A 21471-nucleotide genomic window follows, 5' to 3' on the forward strand; every position below is an offset into this window, starting at 1 on the left:
AATGAAACGAATTAACATATTCATCAGCCTTTTGGCACTGAGCTTTTCGGTCGTTTTCAACGGCTGTGAGTCGCTCGATCAATATCCCGAAGACTATTTCTCGGGGAACTCTTTTTGGAAAGATGCCACGCAAGTGGACGGTTATATGACCGGACTTCACACAATGTTGCGTGGCAGTTATCCGACACTCTTCTCAATGGGAGAGCTCCGCGGCGGGCTGCTTGGTGACGGAGACGACGGCAAAGAGTCGTCGGTTTTCGGCGAATCGTTGAGTTCTCAGACTATCATCAAGCAGGATTTGCGTGCTGACAATGCCTATTTTGGCCCGTGGAACGGACTTTATGCCAACATCGTCCGCGTCAATCTCGCCATCAACGAGATTCCTAATCTCTCCTTCCTGAGCGATGATTACAAGCAGTTATACTTAGGACAGGCTTACGGAATACGTGCTTTCTACTATTATCTGCTATACGCAACGTGGGGTGGAGTGCCTTTGGTAACCGACGTACAGATTCTGAAAGGGCGGATTTCTGCTGCCGTTCTTTCACGGCCTCGCGCCAAAGCGTCAGAGATTATGACGCTGATCAAGTCGGACATCGATGCTTCCGAGAAAGCATTTACGACTTATGGTAAAGAGACTTTCCGTGATCACTACAAGTGGAACAAGTATGCTACGCTGATGTTAAAGGCCAATGTCTATACGTTTGCAGCCAATGTAACCATTGGCGATCAGCAAGCCACAGGCTCGGCAGACCTTCAAACGGCTAAGACTGCACTGCAAGAGATCATCAATAGCAGCAAGTTCGAGCTCAATTCAGAGTTCCATCAGGCTTTCCGCAGCGATTACAAGCGTAATAATAAGGAGCTGATCTTCTCCGTTCCGTTCAACAAAACCGATAAAGTTTATATGCCGTTTATCAGTTCTTGTCTTGCGCAGAGCAACTTTTTTACGGCTGCTTATGGTCTCGATAATAAGAAACTGAAGCTCGACAATAGCGAAAAATACGGTACAAATACGCTCATCAACGGTATTGTTCGTTATCAATACAAGGAGACTTTCTGGCGTTCGTTCGATGAAAAGGATACTCGTCGCGACCAGACTTTCTTCCCGGTGAAGACTGATCCCAAGTCAGAGGCAACGGGAAGTAACTTCGGTGTGCTGTTGAAAAAGTTCGCCGGGACTTACTATACAGATGAAGGCGTACATCGTTTTGATGCCGATGGTCCTGTGTTCAGGTATGCAGAGGCTTTACTTTTGATGGCGGAAGTGGAGAATGATTTAGGCAATGACCCGTCGATTTACATCAACCAAATCCGCGAACGGGCATATGGAAAGGGCTATCCGGTATATGCCAACCGTTCGAAATATGAAAATACGCAGGCCATTTTGAGTGAGTTGGACAAGGAGTTTGTGTTCGAGGGCAAGCGATGGTTCGCCCTTCTGAGGATGAAGAGCGCCAATGGGAAGTCGCTTGTATTCGATGCAGCTGTAAATTATCCCTTTATTCGGGGTGTTGCTCGTACGCCGATACTGCCTGAAAGTGAAGCGTACAAGATGCAATGGCCTGTTTCCGTCGGTACGATGACCAATGATCCGGCAATCAAACAAACCCCTGGTTACGAATAACGGACAGCCAATAAAACGATAGTCAGATATCTGTGCGCCCGAACTTCTTCCTCATTGGCGGAACGTTCGGGCGCATTTCTTTTTCCGCTTTTCCCGATCTTGCAAAATGAGTGATGTTCAATCGCTTTACGAAAAGCCGTTAAACGCGGTGCAAACAACGGTCAATCACCGTGCGTTTAACAGTTAATCGCACGGTGATTAACCGTTAGTTAGAATGCAACTTGTATGTATCTGATTAACAGTCAGATGCAAGTTGTATGGCTACTCAATCTTAAGCTTATTTGGCCTTACTTCTACACTCTCTCCAAAAGGAGAGGGAAAGGGGACTCATTCGTTCTTGATTGAAATGAAAAAACACTGAGGTAGCGCATTGATACCCCACGAATCGGATGTCACGTACACCCTTCTGTTCAGCCCCTTGCAATGTCCTGATGGCTATTTGGTCGTTTCGTTTGAAGACAAACTCAATGTGTCGATGCTCCGTTAACACGCTGTCAGCAGCAAGAGAAGTAACAGATAAAGTAGATATTGCCGGTGGTTAGTCTGCACTCAGATTCTTTTTAGTCGTATATGCAATAGGTTTCGCCCAATGGATGGGTATTTCTCAGAATTGTCAAAAGATAAAACTACTCACCGAAAAGGTACAATAAAAGAAGCGGATTTTATCTTTTGAGAGCGGGAAAAAATGATTTCTCTCACCCCAAAAATATGGAGATGAGACGTGCTTCGTGTTTTCTGATTCAAGATAGAAGGGGAAAACGGAAATCGAGTTGTATGGTACAAGAATGGGATATAATAAAGAAAGTGCGCTATAACGCACTTTCTTATCACTATATTGTAATGTAATTAGCTCAGCAAATCTGACTACCGGGCTTTACTTCACGGTCTATTCGCGTTACGGAAAGGGTGCCGTCGAAGTCTTCGGCAGACAGAATCATTCCCTGACTCTCGATTCCCATCAACTTGCGTGGAGCCAGATTGGCAATGAAACAGACGTCTTTGCCGATGAGATTTGCGGGTTCGTAGTACTTAGCAATACCCGAAACGATAATTCGATCAGTGCCGCTGCCGTCGTCGATAGTGAACTTCAACAGTTTGTTAGCTTTCTTTACGCGCTCGCAATGCTTGATATGGCCCACGCGAATATCCAATTTCTCGAAGTCGGAGAAGTCTATTGTCTGTTTGATCGGCTTCGACTTGTAAGCTGTTTCAGCGTTAGCTCGTTTGGTGTCTTCCAACTTTTGCAGCTGTTTTTCAATCACTTCGTCTTCGATCTTTTCAAAAAGTAGCTCGGGGTCGGCCAACCGATGTCCGGCTTTCAGTATGTCAGTGGTTCCCAACTGATTCCAATCGAAGTGCTCGATGTTGAGCATTTGGCGTAGCTTCTCACTGCTGAATGGCAGGAACGGTTCAAAAGCGATGGCCAGATTGGCTGTGAGTTGCAGGCTGATATAGAGTATTGTCTTCACCCGTTCGGGGTCGGTCTTCCACACTTTCCACGGTTCGCACTCGGTGATATAGCGGTTGCCGATGCGTGCGAGATTCATAGCCTCTTTCTGAGCATCGCGGAATTTAAATGCATCGAGCAGTGATTCCACGTCTTGTTTCACGTTTTTGAATTCCTCGATAGTCTGCCGATCGATGTCCGTTAGCAGTCCGCAGGCTGGCACAATACCGTCAAAATATTTCTTGGTAAGCTGTAATGCGCGGTTGACGAAGTTTCCGTAGACCGCCACTAACTCGTTGTTGTTGCGCTCTTGAAAGTCTTTCCACGTGAAGTTGTTGTCTTTTGTTTCGGGGGCGTTAGCTGTCAGGACATAGCGTAACACGTCTTGCTTGCCCGGAAGATCAATAAGATACTCGTGAAGCCATACTGCCCAGTTGCGTGATGTGCTGATTTTGTCGTTCTCCAAATTAAGAAACTCGTTGGCAGGAACATTGTCCGGCAGGATGTAATCGCCGTGAGCTTTGAGCATTACGGGAAAAACGATGCAGTGAAACACGATGTTATCCTTGCCGATAAAGTGTACAAGGCGTGTCTCGGGGTCCTTCCACCACTTCTCCCAAGTGTCGGGAAGCAACTCTTTTGTATTCGAGATGTAACCGATCGGGGCATCGAACCATACGTAAAGCACTTTTCCTTCGGCTCCTGCAACGGGTACAGGAATACCCCAATTGAGGTCGCGCGTCATTGCACGAGGCTGTAAATCCATATCAAGCCAGCTCTTGCACTGTCCGTATACATTGGAACGCCACTCTTTGTGGCCGTCGAGAATCCATCGTTTCAGCCATTCCTGATATTCGTTCAGTGGCAGATACCAGTTGCGAGTTTCTTTCATCACAGGCTCCGAACCGCTGATTGTCGATTTGGGATTGATGAGTTCGGTTGGGTCCAGCTCGCTTCCGCAGTGCTCGCATTGGTCTCCGTAAGCCCCTTCGTGGTGACAACGCGGGCATTCTCCGATGATATAGCGGTCGGCTAAGAATGTTTTCGCCTCTTCGTCGTAATACTGCATCGAACTCTTTTCAATGAGTTTACCGTCGGTATAGAGCTTGCGAAAGAAGTCGGAAGCCAGTTGCTGATGTGTTTCTGATGTGGTTCGGCTATATATGTCGAATGAAATACCGAAGTCTTCAAAGCTTTTTTTGATCATCGTATGGTATCGGTCGACGATGTCTTGTGGCGTAACACCTTCCTTCCGAGCCCGAATGGTGATGGGAACACCGTGTTCGTCGCTTCCGCCGATGAAGATCACGTCTCGCTTTTTCAGCCTTAAATAACGCACGTAGATGTCTGCCGGCACGTAAACGCCCGCCAGATGTCCGATGTGGACGCCTCCGTTGGCATACGGCAGAGCTGCCGTCACGGTAGTACGCTTATAATTCTTCTGTTCCATCTTTGCTTAGATATTTATAAATGCTGTGCAAAGTTAATCATTTTTTCGCGTTTGTTGCGAGCTGCCGATGGATTTCTTCTTGTCGATGAATGAAGAAAACAGCATAGGAAAAAGCAGAACTCAAAAGACTGATAACTGCAATCGAGTATGTTGTATGATGCGGAATAATATGAAAAACGTTGACAAAAGACCATCGGATAAATGTTCTGTTCCGGCGCGTGAAAATGCTTTCGTAAGCGTCTGAATCACCTCTTGTTATCTGATTTATTTCATAAGAGAGGGTGACTAATGCTTTCTTGGATACTCAAAAGCGGTTGATTGCGTCGTCGGAAACAGCTTTTCTATTGCCGATTAACGTCTTTTCGTACCCTATTTCAATACTATATAAATCGTCAATAAGTATAAACCTATTGATAATCAGCCAATTATCAAATCGCTGAAAATCGTGTATTTGCGAACGGATAATGGGTAGCAGGAAAATATCGAAGTATTAATGATGTTATAAGGTAAATTATTTTGACACATAAAGATAGGCGGAGGGGGCGACAAACGTCGTTCCGGAGCCCATCAAACAATGGCACGACAAGTTGTGATTCTGTTGAAAAAAAGGGATGTTTACTTTGTTTTCTCTCCGAATTGCGCTACCTTTGCAGCAATCAATCAACAAAAGACGGCAGACAAATGGACTGGCTGGGCAGCTTATTTACCGTGCATTCATCGATACAAACCGTTGTGGTGATTTCGCTGATCTGCGCACTCGGACTCGCTTTGGGCAAGTTGCGCTTCTTTGGAATATCGCTGGGCAGCGCCTTTGTGTTCTTTATTGGCATCATCGCCGGCCATTTCGGACTGCGTGTCGATGCACAAACGCTCGATTATATAGAGACGTTCGGCCTCTCGCTTTTCGTTTATATGCTGGGCCTTTCAGTAGGTCCCAACTTCTTCGGTTCGCTTCGTCACGAGGGAATCAGGCTTAATCTCTGGAGCTTAGCAGTCATCTTGTCGGGCACTTTGATGGCCGGAGCGCTCTGTGAGATTATGAAAATTCCGATGACTGATATGATCGGACTGCTCTGCGGAGCCACAACCAATACGCCGGCATTAGGTGCTGCTCAGCAGGCTTTGCTGCAAATGAGTCTCCCCACGGGTGGTGCTGCATTGGGATGTGCTGTTACTTATCCACTCGGTGTGGTCGGCGTGATTCTTGCAATGGTGCTTCTGCGTAAGCTTTTTGTGCGTCCTGACGACCTGAAAGCGCGTTCCGACGCCGAGGAAGACCATACTTATGTGGGGCAGTTTGTGGTGATCAATCCGGCACTTGATGGTAAAACGCTGGCGCAAGTGTCGGCTATGACCCACTTCAAGTTCATTATTTCGCGCATTTGGCGCGGTAAACAGGTCATCGTTCCGCTGTCGACTACCCAGCTTCATACGGGCGATAACGTGATGATGGTTATCACAGACGATGAAGTTGAGGCAATAACGCTGCTCTTCGGAAAGCAAGTTGAGACGGATTGGAATGCTGAAAAGGTAGATTGGAACAGGATAGACAAGGTCGTAGAATCGAAAGTTATCGTTGTTTCTCGTACTGAATTGAACGGTAAACAACTTGGAAGGCTGCAGCTGCGCAGTACCTACGGCGTGAATGTAAGCCGTGTGATGCGAGGCGATATTACGCTGTTGGCCACCAATGACTTGCGTTTACAGTATGGCGATCGCGTCACTGTGGTGGGCGAACACGATGATGTGGAGCACGTAGAGAGATTTTTCGGCAATGCCGTTCAGTTGCTCAACGAACCTAATTTGGGTTCGATCTTTTTCGGAGTATTGATTGGTCTCATCGTGGGAGCTATCCCGTTGAATATCCCCGGGATGTCGGTTCCTGTGCGATTGGGCATTGCCGGCGGCCCGATCGTGGTCGGAATCTTGGTCGGATCGCTTGGACCGCGTACGCATTTTATTTCTTATACTACGCGTTCTGCATCGTTGATGCTGCGCAAGTTGGGGCTTTCGGTCTATTTGGCATGCCTTGGTTTGGATGCCGGCAGCCAGTTTTTCGAGACCATTGTGCGGCCCGAAGGACTGTTATGGGTAGGTGTCGGATTCCTGATTACGCTCATTCCGGTATTGCTTGTAGGGTTAGTTGCCTTGCGAATGGGTCGACTCGATTTCGGATCTATCTGTGGAATCCTGTGTGGTTCGATGGCTAACCCGATGGCACTGACTTATGCCAACGATACGATTAAGGGTGAAATGCCTGCTGTGAGTTATGCGTCGGTCTATCCGTTGGGGATGTTCGTCCGCGTGATTATCGCCCAAATGCTGATTATGTTTTTTACTTAGAGGCTGCTATGAAATATGTAAACGATACCGTTCGGCGGCGAGACCGACTGATGGATGAGGTTCGTGCCCGCGAGCTTTTGCGTGACTCGGAATACGGCGTGCTGTCGATGATCGACGAAAACGGTATCCCTTACGGTATTCCCGTCAATCACGTGTGGAATGGCGAAGATTCTATCTACATTCATTGTGCCCCCGAAGGCTTTAAACTTCGCGCCATTGCAAAGCACGCAGAGGTGTCGTTCGTCATCGTGGGGCGTGTTCATCTGCTGCCCAATAAGTTCACGACAGAATATGAGAGTGTGTTGTTCAGAGGTCGGGCATATGTCGGTCTGAGCGATGAAGAGAAGATGAGGGCCCTCCATTTGCTGATAGATAAGTTGTCGCCTGATGACAAAGAGCTTGGTGATAAGTATGCGCACAAATCCTTTCATCGTGTGGAGATCATCCGAGTAGACTTTACTGAATTTTCGGGTAAGCGTAAATGTGTGCCTATGGCAGACTGAATCAGCTTCCCTTCTATAAAGAAAGTGTCTTCCCTTTAATGGTTATTACGAGCCTGCAATCAATTGTTTGAATGGGAAGTGAGTGTTTTCAGAAATCCGGTTCACGTGTAAATGTCAGTTGTTTGTCCGTGATGGGGTGGGTGAACGTGAGTTCTGCGGCGTGCAGAAAGAGCCGATCGGCCTGCGAGCCGTATAAAACGTCGCCCACAATCGGCACATTCAGTCCGTCGATATGGGCACAATGCACGCGTAACTGATGTGTGCGGCCCGTATGGGGATATAGCGTTATGCGGGTGAAAGGGCCCGAAGTATCTTCGATTCGATAGTCGGTAATGGCGGTTTTGCCGTGCTCCTTGTCTACGATTTGGCGTGGCCGATCAAGCGGGTCGGGGCATAATGGAAGCGTAATCGTACCCTGCGAACTTACTTTCGGCCTTGAAACCAGGAGCGCCACATAGCGTTTGACGATTTCGCGACGCGCAAACTGCATCTGCAACAGACGATAAACGGCCTGTGTCTTGGCCACAACGAGTAGCCCGCTGGTTGCCATATCGAGCCGATGAACCATCAACGGACCGTCGGCGTCAGGCCAATGAGCACGCATCAAACTGTAAACCGACTCGCGACAACTTTTTCCCGGCACGCTCAACATCCCCTCGGGCTTGTTCACGACGGCCAAAAACGCGTCTTCATAAACAATCTCCAATGTCTTTTTTTCAAGTGAATCCAATGGATTCTTGGCTACATCCATTCCTCGAAGCATAAACTCTAAGATGGGTTTACATTTGCCCCGACACGCCGAGTAATAGTGAAGATGCCGGCGAAGCTCTGTTTTCGGCGATGCCCCCCACCAAAATTCGGCCATTGCCAACGGGCGAAGTTTGTTCAGAAAGGCATACTGCAAGAGCTTCGGTGCACAACATTCGCCGGCTCCTGAGGGCGGAATGCGTTGCACGGCAGCGGCAAAGATGCTTATCAAATCGCGTTCTTCGCCTTGCGCGTTGCGCATTCGGAAATGCTGAAAAAGCCAATTCTGTAAGTCGTCCGATCGCTGTTTACGCTCTGTTTTCAGTTTTTCTATCTCGGTATCAAAGGTCTGTACTGCTGCTGCCATTGCTGAAATGCGTGCTGCTGAACGCTTTTTCAACCGTCGCAGTTCGGCTTTCATAAACTGACTTTCACGTATCCGGGCTTCCTCTCCGCCGTTTCCCGTGCCCTGTTCTCTACTTAAATCACGCTTGCGTTTAGCCTCTGCCATCTGCTGCCGATATTGTTCGATGGTCTGTTTGGCTTCTTCGCGTATCGTCGCTAACTGTTCGATTGCTTTTTGTCGTTGCGGAGACGCTGCCAGACAAGTAATCTCCTGATTGATACGCGAGATGTTTTCTTCTTCCGTTTTGAAATAACCTGTCGGCTGTAAGTAATCGAATACAGCCGGAACGAAGCCTTCCCAGTCGGCTCGTTCGCCGATTTGTCCTGAATAGGCAGCAAGATATCCTATTTCGCCTGATGGTTTTTCCACCACCAACACACCGAACATCTTACCTCGTGCAATTTCTTCTTGCCACGCCGTTTGGGTTTCAATACACTGCCGAAGATGATCGACGGCAAGACGACAAAGCGGGTGCGGTTCGTAGTAAAACGGATTATTGAACAGCCGCGGGCGATGAATCTCTGAATGTAAAGGATGAAATATCATAATAGGCTGCTGATCATAACGATGCACTTCACGGCTTTTCGCGTTATAATTAGTTGTTAATCGTTGTACTATTAACGGTTAATCATTTAGTCATTTAGTGGCTTTTGTATTCAGAATCTGCCGGATTTGTGTCATCTTCTGTTGTCGGCCGAGGTTGAAAGTTTTATCGTGTGTACTGAGATAGTCGAACAACTGGAAAGCCTTTTCGAGCAGAATGTTGCGCAGTGGAGCCTGTTTGCCACAACCTTCGGCATAATAAAGTTCGGCCAACATCTCCAAACGCTCCTGCTGTTGATCGTCTTCCCATTGCTCGCGGGCATAAAGCAGAGCTTCATCTATGGAGAGATTACGTATGGTTTCGTAATCGCCCACATACTGTTTATATAAGTCTCGCAGAGCCAAGTCTTTGTCTTCGCCCTCTTCTTTTTCTAAGAATTTCTGAACAGCAGCCATAAATTCCTGAATCAGTCGCATAATGTAATCGCGTTGCAGCATATTTTCGAGAATTAGATCTTTTCTTTCTTTATTATAGAGTGGATACAAAGTTACAAAATAAAACGGAGAGATGCTGTCGTCAGTAACATCTTTTCGCTATCTTTGCCGTATGGAAACGATTAGATTGAAAGGTGTAACGGTGGGGTATTCGGTACGAGGCGGTGAGACGAAAGCTGTGGCGACGGGGCTCGACGGGGCGATTATGAGCGGCCGACTCACGGGTTTGCTCGGTGCGAATGGTGTGGGGAAGTCTACATTGCTGCGCACGTTGTCCGGGTTTCAAACCACTTTATCGGGCGAAATCCGGATAGCCCGACAGGGGAAGGAAGCTGATGGAACCGTCCAATTCGATGAGATTCGGCGGCTGACGAAAAAGGAGTTGGCTCGCCGAATCAGTGTCGTGCTGACGGGAAAGCCCGATGTGCAGAACATCACTGCGGCCGAGTTGGTGGGTTTAGGGCGGTCGCCTTATACGGGATTCTGGGGTAATCTTACTGCGGAAGACCGTCGGATTGTCAACGAGGCAATGCAACTCGTAGGAATCTCGATGCTCGCCGACAGGATGATTCAGACGCTCAGCGACGGCGAACGGCAGAAAGTAATGATTGCAAAGGCACTGGCTCAGCAGACACCTATAATCTTGCTTGATGAGCCGACGGCCTTTCTCGACTTCCCGAGTAAGGTAGATGTGATGCAGTTGCTACGTAAATTAGCTCGTGAAAGAGACAAGACTATTCTGCTTTCGACACACGATTTAGAGTTGGCCTTACAGACTGCCGATACGCTTTGGGTGCTCGACCGCGAACGAGGGCTGGCCGTCGGTACACCTGCCGAATTGGTCTCGCAGGGCGTTATCAGCCGTTACATTGCCCGAACAGACATCGTGCTTGATACCAACGATCTATCGCTGCATATCATATAATCGTTCTCCGAATCTCCTCTATCGTTCGATCGAATGGCCCGTTGTGTTCGAGTTTGAGCGTGCACATTGCAGCGGCGAACTTACCCGATACTTCGTACCCAATGCCTTGCGACCGACAGTAAAGATATCCTGCGCTGTACGTATCACCGCAGCCTGTCGTGTCGATAATCGCCGTGGGCTTATAAGCAGGTATCTCATAAAACCGCCCCTCGGCATAGATCAGCGAACCGTAACTGCCCAGTGTGATAACGACCTCGCGTACATCGTATTCGGCCAATTGACGAGCCACCGTGCGTGGGTCGTGCAAGCCCGAAATATCGGTCATTTCGTGCTCATTGAGCTTGAGAATATCGGTCAGCCCGAGCACTTCTTCTTTATTTCTCCAATCTGTGGGATATACTTCCATTCGGCGAACTTCGCGTAGAAAGCCCTGGACATCTATCGAGATACGTCCGCGTGAAGCCAAATGGCGCACCGTTTCGGGTGAAAAATCGTCGTTGAGAAGCGATCCTAAATGAAAGATCCGAGCCTCTGCGTCTTGCAGTTCTTCGATGGTGAACGGGTCAGCCTTGGCCAACACGCGCTGGGTGCGACGGTTAGCATCGGTGCCGTATTTGTTTTCAAAATAGACGGTGTGCTCACTGGGATAACACGTGACGTCGACGCCCGCCGTGCGTAGTCTTTCCACCTCGGGCAAGGCATCGCTGCCCACCTTCGTGATCAAGCGGAACGAGACAGCAGGCGGCAGCTGGCGAATGGCGTGAGCAAAATAGAACGACGTACCTCCTGCCATCTCCACCTTCGTCTTGGGTGTGATGATCGTGTCGTGAGTGATGTGTCCGATGCAGCAAATGTCTGTCATTTCAGTTATGTTATTATTCAAAGAACAATACGGTGGCTCCTTTATCCTTTTATTCTTGTGTCTAAATTTCACAGGTGTACACCCGCGCCGAGCATCAGGTGATTAGGGTATTTAAAGTCGTGCAGACTGTAGCCGATGTTTGCAAAGATACGCCTTGATAAGCCTACTTTTAAGGCCAGCATCTGATACCATCCTTTCAGACCGCCACGTGCATTGACAATATTGTGTCCATAGCCGAGATTGATTGTAAAATAAGGCATCACGAACTCTGCGCGGGCCGACAGTCCCAAGGCCATCTGCTTGATAGCCGCCGGCCGCCGCACGTGTTCCCACTTGGCGTCTTGTTCCCCCTCGCCTACGATATAATCGCCGTCGAAATAGAGATTCGCGCTTCGGTCGTATACGCCGTCGACCGAAACGCCTGCATTGAACCAATGGTTGAGATGATAAAGCGGATTGAGCGTAAAGCCGAACACGCCGTAGCTGCCCGGCAGCGCCACCGGCCCTTGATCGAAATAAAACCCTTGTTTGCGCCACGCGCCGTAAAGCACGAGGTCGCAGTCTACGTGCCTGCGCAGCGGCGAAACGACTTGCGTATGTAGCTGCCGATTCAGACGCCGATTGACATAGTACGCCACGCTCACTCGCCCGCCCAAAACGTTGAGTCCTGCATTGGGAATCGTCGTGTTGCCATTCGAGAAATGAGTGATCGACCCGCCTAAGTTCACATCTAAGCAGTCGGCCAGCTGCCAGCGCAGATACAGGTCAACGTCGATATAAGCCGTCACCTTCGAGCCGATTACCTTGTTCTCCGGGTTATCCTGCGGGTCGAAAGGATGCCAGCCGAACGTCAGACCCAAATTCCATTCATAATTCAACGACAGCCGCGGTGCGATGCTTTTGATCTGTGCCCCTTGAAAGATAAAAGCCGAGAGGGGATTCCCCAACTGCGGATTGAAGTCGTGATAAGCCACGCCCACTCCCTGGTATACCCCCTTGTAAACGGCTGTCCGCTCGTTATCTTGCGGCCGTTGGAATGCGTATTTCAGTCGGGCCGTAAACGCGTGGTTCATCGTCCGCCCCTCAGGATTATTGCCGCGCAGATACTGGTTAGTATGCAGAATGATCGAGGGCAGCACATCTGCCTCGACCCGATGAATCATCGGCCCTCCCACTTGCAGCGAGTCGGCTTCCTGTGCAGCAGTATCAACCGCTACCGACACCAGCAGTGCCATCATCAAAATATGTTTGTTCATCCTTAGGTTTCTTTCGTCATGCAAAGATAACGAAATCTCTCCGAGCGTGCAAATGAGGGCGAACAAATCACCTCGCCGGTTTAAGCAGAAGCCGTACGGGCGAATCTGCCGGCGATAGACCGGAACCGGCGATGGCGGAGTGCAATGCGATCAGGATGCACTGGCAAGCCAGGAGTAGATAACCCCCTTCCAAGGCATAAATATTTTGCGATTATGCGTTTTTCTTGATCGTTATCTTTGCTTATTCCGTAGATAGTATTATCTTTGTACCGAATCGATATCAGTTTCATCGTGATGGTACGAAATTTTCATCACGATGAGACGTTCGTACCATCACGATGAAAATTATTTCTCATCACGATGAAACATTTATCAATTAAGGGGAATGACAAAAGGAGTTCCTTAATATCGTTCATAAACGATACCTAATAGGGGAAGAGAACGATATGTTGTTGAAAGAGAAAACAGTGCGCTGTTGAAATAAAAAACGATGTGTTATTGATAAGGAAAACGGTGCGCTGTTGACAGGGAAAAGGATACCTCGTTGAGACAAAAAACGGTATCTGCCGGAACAAGAAAACTGTGTTTAACCAAAAGAAAAGAGAACTATGGCTGTACGTTACAAATTGTTGAAGACGACGGGAGGACTCCCGAAAAATGCCGACTTTAAGGTGGTTCCGATGGAATATGGAACTGTGGGACTGAAACAGATGCAGGGGCACATCGAACGGGCTACGTCGCTGACACTGGCCGATTTGGTCGGGGTGCTCGAGGCTTTGAAAACGGAGATGCTCGACCAGCTGGCGCTGGGCAACCGCGTTTATCTGGACGGTATCGGGTATTTCTCGCTGTCTGTCGGAGGTGAGGTGTATGAAGACCCGCGGTCGCATCGCTTCCGGCTGCGCAATCCTGCGGTGCGCACCGTGAACTTCCGTCCGGAAAAGTCGTTTCTGAAAGCGATGTCGGGGGCCGACTTCGAGAATGCTACCTATCAGTCTGCACTGCACTCGGTTCCCACGCCGGAAGAGGTGGAGGCGGCGCTTGCAACGCTTTTTGCCGAGCAGTCGTTCATTACGACGGGCGACTTGCGGGGGCAGCTGCATCTTTCGCGCTCGGGGACTTACCGCCTTGTCGCAGAGCTGGAGCGGTCGGGCAAGTTGCAAAACGTGGGCACGACTTACCGCAAGATTTATGTCAGAGGCGAGGGGTGAGTGTGCTGCAAAGAGCTTATGTAAAATCACGAAAAATGTTATATTTTGATAGGGGATGAGGCGGTAAGTGGATTTTTTTCCGTAAGTTTGCATTCACTAAAAAACATTGATTTATGAAAAGAAATATCATCGTTTTAGCATCATTGCTTTTTACGCTCTGCGTTTGTGCACAGCAGGCACGTAAGGATTTCGAGAAAGACAAGAATCTGTCGGCGGGTAACTATGTGGCTTATCCTGGTCCGCAAAAGGTGCTCACGCCGGCGCCCAAAGGGTATCGGCCGTTTTATATCAGCCACTACGGGCGGCACGGGTCGCGCTATCTGATCGGTACGCGGGCTTATGACTGGCCTTATTCGGTGTTGATGCGTGCCGACAGTCTGGGTAAGCTGACGTCTGCGGGTAAGGATGTGTTGCGCAAGGTGGGGCTGATTCGCGCTGAGGCTTATCGTCGCGACGGCGAGCTGACACAGCGGGGTGCCGAGCAACATAAGGCGATTGCGAAGCGGATGTATGAACGATTCCCCGAAGTTTTTGCAGGAAAAACGAATGTAGATGCCAAGAGCACGATAGTTATTCGTTGTATTCTGTCGATGGAAAATGCGTTGCAGCAGTTGCTCGTTGCTAATCCGCAGTTGCAGATTACACACGATGCGAGTCACCACGATATGTATTATATGAATCTGAACGATACGGCTCTGAGAGCCAAACGCTCTGCTCCGGCGGTTAACGAGGCGTTGGAGGCGTTCTCGAAGAAGCACGACAATTATGAGCGGGTGATGCAGACGATTTTCAATGACGAAGCCTACTGGCATGACAGCATCGATGCCTCGCAGTTGAATCGTATGCTTTATAAGTTGGCAAGCAATGTTCAGAGTACCGAGCTGCGGCATAAGCTGTCGCTCTACGACCTCTTTACGCAGGGCGAGCTTTATGACAATTGGCTCAAAGACAACGCTTATTGGTATGTTGCTTACGGTCCGTCACCGCTCAGCGGTAATGTTCAGCCTTTCTCCCAGCGTAATTTGTTGCGTAAAATCATCGTCGAGGCCGACAGTTGTATTGCTCTTCCACATCCCGGTGCTACGCTCCGCTATGGACACGACACGATGGTGCTGCCGCTTACCTGCCTGTTGGATCTCAATGGCTGCGGTCGGCAGATCAGCGATTTGGAGCAATTGGACGATGCGAACTGGTGTGATTACAAAATCATTCCGATGGCTTCTAATCTGCAATTCGTGTTTTATCGCCAGTCGCCGGCCGATAAAGACGTCATCTTCAAGGTGCTGCTCTGTGAAGACGAGGCAACGCTCCCCATCAAAACCGATATCGCCCCGTATTATCATTGGCGCGATTTCAAGGACTATTATTTAAAGAAACTCGACGCTTATTCGGGTAAATAATAATGGCAAATAGAGACGTGGGGCAAACCCCGATGATGAAGCAGTTCTTTTCGTTTAAGAACCAATATCCTGACGCAGTGTTGTTGTTTCGCTGTGGCGACTTCTATGAAACGTATTGCGAAGACGCCGTAGTGGCAGCCAAGATTCTCGGAATCACGCTTACGAAACGCAGTAAAGAGGGAATCGAAATGGCCGGATTCCCTCATCATGCACTTGATACTTACCTCCCGAAGTTAGTTCGTGCGGGCCGACGAGTGGCAATCTGCGACCAGCTTGAAGATCCGAAACTCACCAAGAAGTTGGTCAAGCGCGGTATTACGGAGTTGGTTACGCCCGGAATAGCGATGAACGACACTGTGCTGAACTATAAAGAAAACAACTTCTTGGCTGCCGTACACTTCGGGAAGGCGGCTTGCGGTGTGGCATTTCTGGATATTTCTACGGGCGAGTTTCTGACCGATGAGGGGTCGTTTGATTACATTGAGAAGCTCTTAGGCAATTTCTCGCCCAAGGAAGTGCTGTATGACAGGGCGTATAAAGCCGAGTTTGAACGGCAATTCGGTACTAAATTCTGTGTGTTTGAGCTTGACGATTGGGTTTTTACGGAACAGTCGGCACGGCAGAAACTATTAAAACATTTCGGCACAAAGACTTTAAAGGGCTTCGGTGTGGAGCATTTAAAAAGCGGAGTCATTGCTTCGGGTGCTATTCTTCAATACCTCGAACTGACCCAACATACGCACATCGCACACATCACGTCGCTCAGTCGTATTGAGGAAGAACGCTATGTACGCCTTGATAAATTCACAATCCGCTCGCTGGAATTGCTCCAACCGATGCAGGAAGACGGTGCATCGTTGCTCGATGTCATTGATCAGACGGTGACACCGATGGGCGGTCGGATGCTGAAACGATGGGTGGTGTTTCCTTTAAAAGATGAGAAGCGCATCGAACAAAGACTTGACGGTGTGGAATATTTCTTCCGCGAGCCCGACTTCCGACAGTGTATCGATGAACAACTCCACCGCATTGGCGATTTGGAACGCATCATTTCAAAAGTCGCCGTGGGCCGAGTCTCACCGCGAGAAGTTGTTCAGTTAAAGTACGCTTTGCAGGCTATCGCCCCTATCAAAACAGCTTGCACTCACGCAAAGAATGAAAGCTTGACGCAGATCGGTGAACAATTGAATCTGTGTGAGAGCATTCGAGATCGCATCGAGCGTGAAATCCAACCCGATCCGCCGCAATTACTCGTTAAAGGTAATGTCATTGCAGATGGATTCAACGCCGAACTCGATGAGCTTCGACGCATCTCTAATAACAGTCGCGAATACCTTTTGCAGATTCAACAGTGTGAAATCGAGCAGACGGGTATTGCAAGTCTCAAAGTGGGTTATAATAACGTGTTCGGCTATTACCTTGAAGTGCGCAACACTTACAAAGATAAGGTTCCGCAAGAGTGGGTTCGTAAGCAGACGTTAGCACAAGCCGAGCGTTATATAACACAAGAGTTGAAAGAGTATGAAGAGAAGATTCTCGGAGCTGATGAGAAAATTCGGTCGCTTGAAGAACGACTCTTCACCGAACTGGTAACGGCTATGCAGGAGTTTATCCCGCAGATTCAGATCGATGCTAATGTCATTGCACAACTCGATTGCTTGCTTTCGTTTGCCAAAGCGGCCGAAGATCATCACTACATCCGGCCTCAAATTTGTACCGAAGATACGCTCGATATCAAACAGGGAAGACATCCTGTGATCGAGACTCAACTGCCGGCGGGCGAGCAATATGTGCCGAACGACATCCTGCTCGATAACGACAAGCAGCAAATCATTATCATTACGGGTCCGAATATGGCCGGAAAGTCGGCTCTCTTGCGGCAAACGGCATTGATTGTATTGCTTGCTCAGATGGGTAGTTTTGTCCCGGCCGAGAGTGCCAAGGTGGGTTTGGTAGACAAAGTCTTTACTCGTGTGGGGGCCAGCGATAATATATCGTTAGGCGAATCTACGTTTATGGTTGAGATGACCGAGGCTGCCAACATTCTCAACAACGTGTCGCCGCACTCGCTTGTGCTGTTTGACGAGTTGGGACGAGGCACAAGTACATATGACGGAATCAGCATTGCGTGGGCCATTGTGGAGTATTTGCACGAGCATTCAAAGGCCCGTTCGCGTACGCTTTTTGCCACTCACTATCACGAACTCAATGAGATGGAGAAAAATTTTGCGCGTATTCGTAACTATAACGTCAGTGTTAAGGAGGTGAATAATAAGGTAATCTTTCTCCGAAGACTCGAACGCGGAGGCTCGGAACATTCTTTTGGTATCCACGTAGCTGAAATTGCGGGTATGCCTAAGAGCATCGTGAAACGTGCCAATGTCATTCTGAAACAATTGGAAGCCGACAACAGTAATGTGGGAACGGCCGGAAAGGCAGGCGTAAAGCATCTCGACGAGAGTCGGGAAGGCTTGCAACTCAGTTTTTTCCAGCTTGACGATCCTGTGCTTTGCCAAATCCGAGACGAGATTCTGGGACTCGACGTCAATCATCTTACGCCTGTCGAGGCGCTCAATAAGCTTAACGATATCAAGAAGATTGTAGGAGGGAAATCGTGATCAGATGTTTGTTAATGGCGGCTTTGTGTTGTTTTTCATCCGGTAAAGCTGCTGCCGAAGAACGTATTGACCCCATTCTATACGGCAATATGGACCATTGGGTGGTGCGAAATATCAAAGAGTCGTCCATCATTGGCGGTAATTCGAAGACGCTTTATGAGATAGGCCCCGACCGAACGATTGACGGAAACATCCCGTATAAGAATCTCGGGCATTCTCCTTGGGCTACTTCTAACGTGTTGGCCAAAGTGATGGGCATTGTCAAAACCAATCAGTCGGTTTATCGCGAACCGCGAGGTACAGGCTATTGTGCCAAGTTAAGCACCCACATCGAGCACGTCAAAGTACTCGGTTTGGTCGACATCAGTGTCTTGGCAGCAGGTTCTGTCTTCCTCGGAGATATGCACGAGCCTATCACGGGCACAAAAGACGGCGAGAAAAGTCTTAATTGGGGCATCCCGTATAACAAGCGGCCAGCGGCTCTCCGATACGATTATCGGGTGGTATTGGCTGCAAGTCCCAATCGCATTAAGCAGACCGGATTCAGCAAAGTATCCGCAGTGCCGGGCAAAGACTGTGCTATCACCGTACTGCTTTTGCAGAAACGGAGCGAAGACGCCAAAGGAAACATCACAGCAAAACGCGTCGGAACGATGGTTGTTGAGTACAATCGCAATACCAACGGATGGGTTAACAATTCCACATATCGTATTCTTTACGGCGACATCCGCAGTCAATTGGGTTATAATGAGCGCCTGATGGGCTTGCGATCTACCGACTATGCCCGTAACAGTAAGGGTAAAAGTGTGCCCATTAAGGAAATAGGGTGGGCTGGGAAAGATGAAATGCCGACACATCTTGTGCTTCAATTCTCGTCGAGTAACGGCGGAGCTTTCATCGGTTCACCTGGAAACACATTCTGGATAGATAATGTCAAGCTGGTTCAATGAGGCTTTTTAAACATATCGTCAACCGTTACTCCGCTCCGCAGGTCATCTTCTTTCAGGCACTCTTTGTACTGAGTCTGCCCAACATCTGCCTGTCTTTTACAGAGCCTTTGCCGCTTGTGGGCCGCCTGATCAACATTATTCTGCCCGTCTCCTTATATATATGGGCCCTCTCGCTGTCGCCGAAAATAGGCCGAACGGTGTGGTTTCTCTTTCCGTTTCTCTTTCTTTCAGCCTTTCAGATGGTGCTACTCTATCTGTACGGTCACTCCGTGATAGCCGTTGATATGCTCTTAAATCTCATCACAACGAATACCGGCGAGGCGCTGGAATTACTCGACAATCTCCTTCCAAGCATTGTTTTCGTGGTCTTGATCTACGTTCCGCTCTTGTTGCTTGCCGGTTTTTCGATGGTTCGAAGGCAACAGCTCACCCAACCATTCTGTCGTATCGGTCGGCGAGCAGGTGCTGTCGGGGCTGCCGCAGGATTGTTACTCCTCTTTCTTCTAATCGTCTCCAACCATACAACGACAGATCATCGAGACCGTTCTCCATCATCAATCGCCAATTCTCAATTACCCAAAAGCTATACAGTTACAGATGACCTATATCCCGTCAACGTGCTGCACAACATCTGGTTGGCTGTCAGTCGTACTTACGCCACGACCCATTATGCCGAGACTTCGCGCCGCTTCACCTTTCGGGCAACATCTACACACAATCCCGACGAGCGTGAAATATATGTCCTTGTGATAGGGGAGACGGCCCGCGCCATCAACTTTCAGCTCTGCGGATATCGTCGAGCCACCGACCCGCAATTGCTTTTCGTACCGCATCTTGCCGTTTTCAAGCGTGCACTTACACAGTCTAACACCACGCATAAGAGTGTTCCGATGCTTCTTTCAGCCGTTTCGGCCGTCGATTTTGACAGTGTTTACCACCAAAAAGGCATCATTACGGCTTTTAAAGAGGCCGGATTCCACACGGTATTCTTATCTAATCAATTACCCAATCACTCCTTTATCGACTTCTTCGGACAAGCAGCCGACGAGTGGAAATTTATTCGCGCACATTCATCTAAGGCCGCTCCCGACGGTTATGACGACCGACTTCTGCCGCTCTTAGACGCTGTTCTCAAGCAGAACAGGCGCAAAGAGTTTATTGTTTTACATACCTATGGGTCGCATTTTGAATATCAAAAGCGTTATCCCCGTAGTCTGTCGTATTTCAAACCCGATGAAGCCAGCGAGGCAGAAACTTCCAATCGGCGCTCGCTCGTTAATGCTTACGATAACACTATTCGTTACACCGACCGTCTGTTGGCCGAAGTGATGCACCGAATCGAGGCTACCGGCGCTATGGGTGCATTGGTTTACGCTTCCGATCACGGTGAAAACATCTTCGATGACAGCCGTCATCTCTTCCTCCACGCATCTCCTCGGCCCTCTTATTACGAGTTGCACGTACCGTTGATGGTATGGCTTTCGACTCGTTATTGTGGTTTACGCCCCGGCGTTTTGCCTGTGCTCGCCGCCAACTGTAATCGACTGGTTGCTACAAACCTGTCTGTTTTCCACACGATGATAGACCTTGCAGGCCTCCGCACACCGTATTTCGACCGCCGCCGCTCTGTTGCCGCCTCGGCTTATCGCCCTCTTCCGCCCGTTTATCTCAACGATCACAACGAGCCGATTCCCCTCAATCGGATGGTCACTGATGCCGAAGACATCGCCCGTTTCAAGCAAGCGGGAATACCGTTGCAGGACTATCCTGCACGAAATAACAAAAAATGAAATTCCAATCAGCTCCTCTCTCACAGCGCAATGCGGAGACCGGTATTGAAAACGCTTTGATAACCGTAACCCAATTCAGCAAAGCCGCGGAATGCACGTTTACCGAATTCCAATCCGACAGGCGTAACTTGATAAGTCATTCGCCATTTGCGAACGGTTAACGGCACCGCATTGTCAAGCGAAACAGGACGAAACTCCATCTTCTGGCGTATCACACCCACGGATAAAGACGAATAGAGACGGAGCCAGTGACTGCGAAGTTCATACCAAGTCCATCGCACTGATGGGGCAATATAGAGTGTATGACTATGCATATGAATCTTTCTTTTCCTCCCCGCAGGGAACGGAATGAGAGGATGAAGCAGTTTAAGTTCGCCGTAATGATGCAAAGCGTGCCCCCAACCGACAGTCGCTCCCACCGAGAAACTATGTGAAATGCGATAGTGATATTGCAGACTGATGGTCTGATGTTTACGTCCTTCGAGGATGTGCGTGTATCGTTTGTCAGGATTCAGACCGTATTTCCGGCACATTTCAAGTGTGAAATCGTCAAATCTTTTGTCCAAAATATTGTCGAAATAGCCGAAACTTACACTCCATTCGTGGTGTCTCATCTCCTGTGCCTGTATTTTTACAGTAGTCAAAAGCAATGCGATGATCCAATATTTCATAGTTATTGATGTTGTTCTTTGATAGAACGCACTTGCAGTCAGATTCTTGCACGACCCCTGATCTGAATGTAAGGCCCATTGAAATGAACCTTAGCCAGAAGGTCAAAAGGCATAAGGATAAGAGAGTTCGTATGTTATTGAGAATCAAATACATATAATCGCCATTACGACTAACCGTTAAACGTCTTATGATTAACGGTTAATCGTACAGTAACTAACCATTAGTC

The 21471-nt window shown here is 48.7% G+C and carries 15 protein-coding genes; 9 read left to right on the forward strand and 6 right to left on the reverse strand.

Annotated features, from left to right (window positions below):
* Position 1: 1 nt before the first annotated feature.
* Positions 2-1627, forward strand: a complete 1626-nt coding sequence (locus RWY97_RS07180; RefSeq protein WP_315566350.1) for a RagB/SusD family nutrient uptake outer membrane protein — start codon at positions 2-4, stop codon at positions 1625-1627.
* A gap of 851 nt (positions 1628-2478) precedes the next feature.
* On the opposite strand, the gene metG is transcribed toward RWY97_RS07180, so the two are convergent.
* A complete protein-coding gene (metG, locus tag RWY97_RS07185; RefSeq protein ID WP_315566351.1) occupies positions 2479-4524 on the reverse strand; it encodes a methionine--tRNA ligase in 2046 nt (681 codons plus the stop codon).
* Between the two features lie 681 nt (positions 4525-5205).
* Between metG and RWY97_RS07190 the strand changes: the two genes are divergently transcribed.
* Together RWY97_RS07190 and RWY97_RS07195 are read left to right on the forward strand one after the other, a co-directional pair.
* On the forward strand, positions 5206-6867 hold the full coding sequence (locus tag RWY97_RS07190; RefSeq protein ID WP_315566352.1) for a putative transporter: 1662 nt from the start codon (positions 5206-5208) through the stop codon (positions 6865-6867).
* Between the two features lie 8 nt (positions 6868-6875).
* Positions 6876-7370 (forward strand): pyridoxamine 5'-phosphate oxidase family protein, encoded by a 495-nt coding sequence (locus tag RWY97_RS07195; RefSeq protein ID WP_021584155.1) that lies wholly within the window; start codon positions 6876-6878, stop codon positions 7368-7370.
* Positions 7371-7458: 88 nt separating this feature from the next.
* Here RWY97_RS07195 and RWY97_RS07200 read toward each other — a convergent pair whose 3' ends face one another.
* Both RWY97_RS07200 and RWY97_RS07205 read right to left on the reverse strand, forming a co-directional pair.
* Positions 7459-9069, reverse strand: a complete 1611-nt coding sequence (locus RWY97_RS07200) for a pseudouridine synthase (RefSeq protein ID WP_315566354.1) — start codon at positions 9067-9069, stop codon at positions 7459-7461.
* 90 nt (positions 9070-9159) lie between these two features.
* Positions 9160-9564 carry a hypothetical protein gene (locus tag RWY97_RS07205; RefSeq protein WP_315566356.1) on the reverse strand — a complete coding sequence of 135 codons (405 nt, stop codon included), beginning with the start codon at positions 9562-9564 and terminating at the stop codon, positions 9160-9162.
* A 109-nt stretch (positions 9565-9673) separates the two neighbouring features.
* On the opposite strand from RWY97_RS07205, the gene RWY97_RS07210 reads away from it, so the two are divergent.
* Positions 9674-10486, forward strand: coding sequence for an ABC transporter ATP-binding protein (locus RWY97_RS07210; RefSeq protein WP_315566358.1), 813 nt, complete (start codon positions 9674-9676; stop codon positions 10484-10486).
* On the opposite strand, the gene RWY97_RS07215 is transcribed toward RWY97_RS07210, so the two are convergent.
* Both RWY97_RS07215 and RWY97_RS07220 read right to left on the reverse strand, forming a co-directional pair.
* Positions 10479-11348 carry a PfkB family carbohydrate kinase gene (locus tag RWY97_RS07215; protein WP_315566359.1) on the reverse strand — a complete coding sequence of 290 codons (870 nt, stop codon included), beginning with the start codon at positions 11346-11348 and terminating at the stop codon, positions 10479-10481. The two genes, RWY97_RS07210 and RWY97_RS07215, sit on opposite strands and share 8 nt — an antisense overlap.
* A gap of 68 nt (positions 11349-11416) precedes the next feature.
* Positions 11417-12604, reverse strand: a complete 1188-nt coding sequence (locus RWY97_RS07220) for an acyloxyacyl hydrolase (protein ID WP_315566360.1) — start codon at positions 12602-12604, stop codon at positions 11417-11419.
* Positions 12605-13212: 608 nt separating this feature from the next.
* On the opposite strand from RWY97_RS07220, the gene RWY97_RS07225 reads away from it, so the two are divergent.
* The 5 genes from RWY97_RS07225 (at position 13213) to RWY97_RS07245 (ending at position 20573) form a co-directional block, all read left to right on the forward strand.
* A complete protein-coding gene (locus tag RWY97_RS07225) occupies positions 13213-13815 on the forward strand; it encodes an HU family DNA-binding protein (RefSeq protein WP_315566362.1) in 603 nt (200 codons plus the stop codon).
* Positions 13816-13928: 113 nt separating this feature from the next.
* Complete coding sequence (locus RWY97_RS07230; protein ID WP_315566364.1) at positions 13929-15215, forward strand: histidine-type phosphatase; 1287 nt, start codon at positions 13929-13931, stop codon at positions 15213-15215.
* Positions 15216-15217: 2 nt separating this feature from the next.
* Entirely contained in the window at positions 15218-17833 is a 2616-nt protein-coding gene (mutS, locus tag RWY97_RS07235; RefSeq protein ID WP_315566365.1) for a DNA mismatch repair protein MutS, read from the forward strand.
* A gap of 14 nt (positions 17834-17847) precedes the next feature.
* Positions 17848-18783 carry a PCMD domain-containing protein gene (locus RWY97_RS07240; protein WP_315566367.1) on the forward strand — a complete coding sequence of 312 codons (936 nt, stop codon included), beginning with the start codon at positions 17848-17850 and terminating at the stop codon, positions 18781-18783.
* Positions 18780-20573 (forward strand): phosphoethanolamine transferase family protein, encoded by a 1794-nt coding sequence (locus RWY97_RS07245; RefSeq protein WP_315566369.1) that lies wholly within the window; start codon positions 18780-18782, stop codon positions 20571-20573. Before RWY97_RS07240 ends, RWY97_RS07245 begins: the two co-directional genes overlap by 4 nt.
* 20 nt (positions 20574-20593) lie before the next feature.
* Here the strand turns inward: RWY97_RS07245 and RWY97_RS07250 are convergent, their stop codons facing one another.
* Positions 20594-21244 (reverse strand): hypothetical protein, encoded by a 651-nt coding sequence (locus RWY97_RS07250; RefSeq protein ID WP_315566370.1) that lies wholly within the window; start codon positions 21242-21244, stop codon positions 20594-20596.
* Positions 21245-21471 lie beyond the last annotated feature (227 nt).

It is taken from the genome of Hoylesella pleuritidis (genome assembly GCF_963541955.1).
GTDB lineage: Bacteria > Bacteroidota > Bacteroidia > Bacteroidales > Bacteroidaceae > Prevotella > Prevotella pleuritidis.

Coding starts and splice junctions, on each gene's coding strand:
- RWY97_RS07180 (WP_315566350.1), top strand. CDS start 2: ATGAAACGAATTAACATATTCATCAGCCTTTTGGCACTGAGCTTTTCG.
- metG (WP_315566351.1), bottom strand. CDS start 4,524: ATGGAACAGAAGAATTATAAGCGTACTACCGTGACGGCAGCTCTGCCG.
- RWY97_RS07190 (WP_315566352.1), top strand. CDS start 5,206: ATGGACTGGCTGGGCAGCTTATTTACCGTGCATTCATCGATACAAACC.
- RWY97_RS07195 (WP_021584155.1), top strand. CDS start 6,876: ATGAAATATGTAAACGATACCGTTCGGCGGCGAGACCGACTGATGGAT.
- RWY97_RS07200 (WP_315566354.1), bottom strand. CDS start 9,069: ATGATATTTCATCCTTTACATTCAGAGATTCATCGCCCGCGGCTGTTC.
- RWY97_RS07205 (WP_315566356.1), bottom strand. CDS start 9,564: ATGCTGCAACGCGATTACATTATGCGACTGATTCAGGAATTTATGGCT.
- RWY97_RS07210 (WP_315566358.1), top strand. CDS start 9,674: ATGGAAACGATTAGATTGAAAGGTGTAACGGTGGGGTATTCGGTACGA.
- RWY97_RS07215 (WP_315566359.1), bottom strand. CDS start 11,348: ATGACAGACATTTGCTGCATCGGACACATCACTCACGACACGATCATC.
- RWY97_RS07220 (WP_315566360.1), bottom strand. CDS start 12,604: ATGAACAAACATATTTTGATGATGGCACTGCTGGTGTCGGTAGCGGTT.
- RWY97_RS07225 (WP_315566362.1), top strand. CDS start 13,213: ATGGCTGTACGTTACAAATTGTTGAAGACGACGGGAGGACTCCCGAAA.
- RWY97_RS07230 (WP_315566364.1), top strand. CDS start 13,929: ATGAAAAGAAATATCATCGTTTTAGCATCATTGCTTTTTACGCTCTGC.
- mutS (WP_315566365.1), top strand. CDS start 15,218: ATGGCAAATAGAGACGTGGGGCAAACCCCGATGATGAAGCAGTTCTTT.
- RWY97_RS07240 (WP_315566367.1), top strand. CDS start 17,848: ATGGCGGCTTTGTGTTGTTTTTCATCCGGTAAAGCTGCTGCCGAAGAA.
- RWY97_RS07245 (WP_315566369.1), top strand. CDS start 18,780: ATGAGGCTTTTTAAACATATCGTCAACCGTTACTCCGCTCCGCAGGTC.
- RWY97_RS07250 (WP_315566370.1), bottom strand. CDS start 21,244: ATGAAATATTGGATCATCGCATTGCTTTTGACTACTGTAAAAATACAG.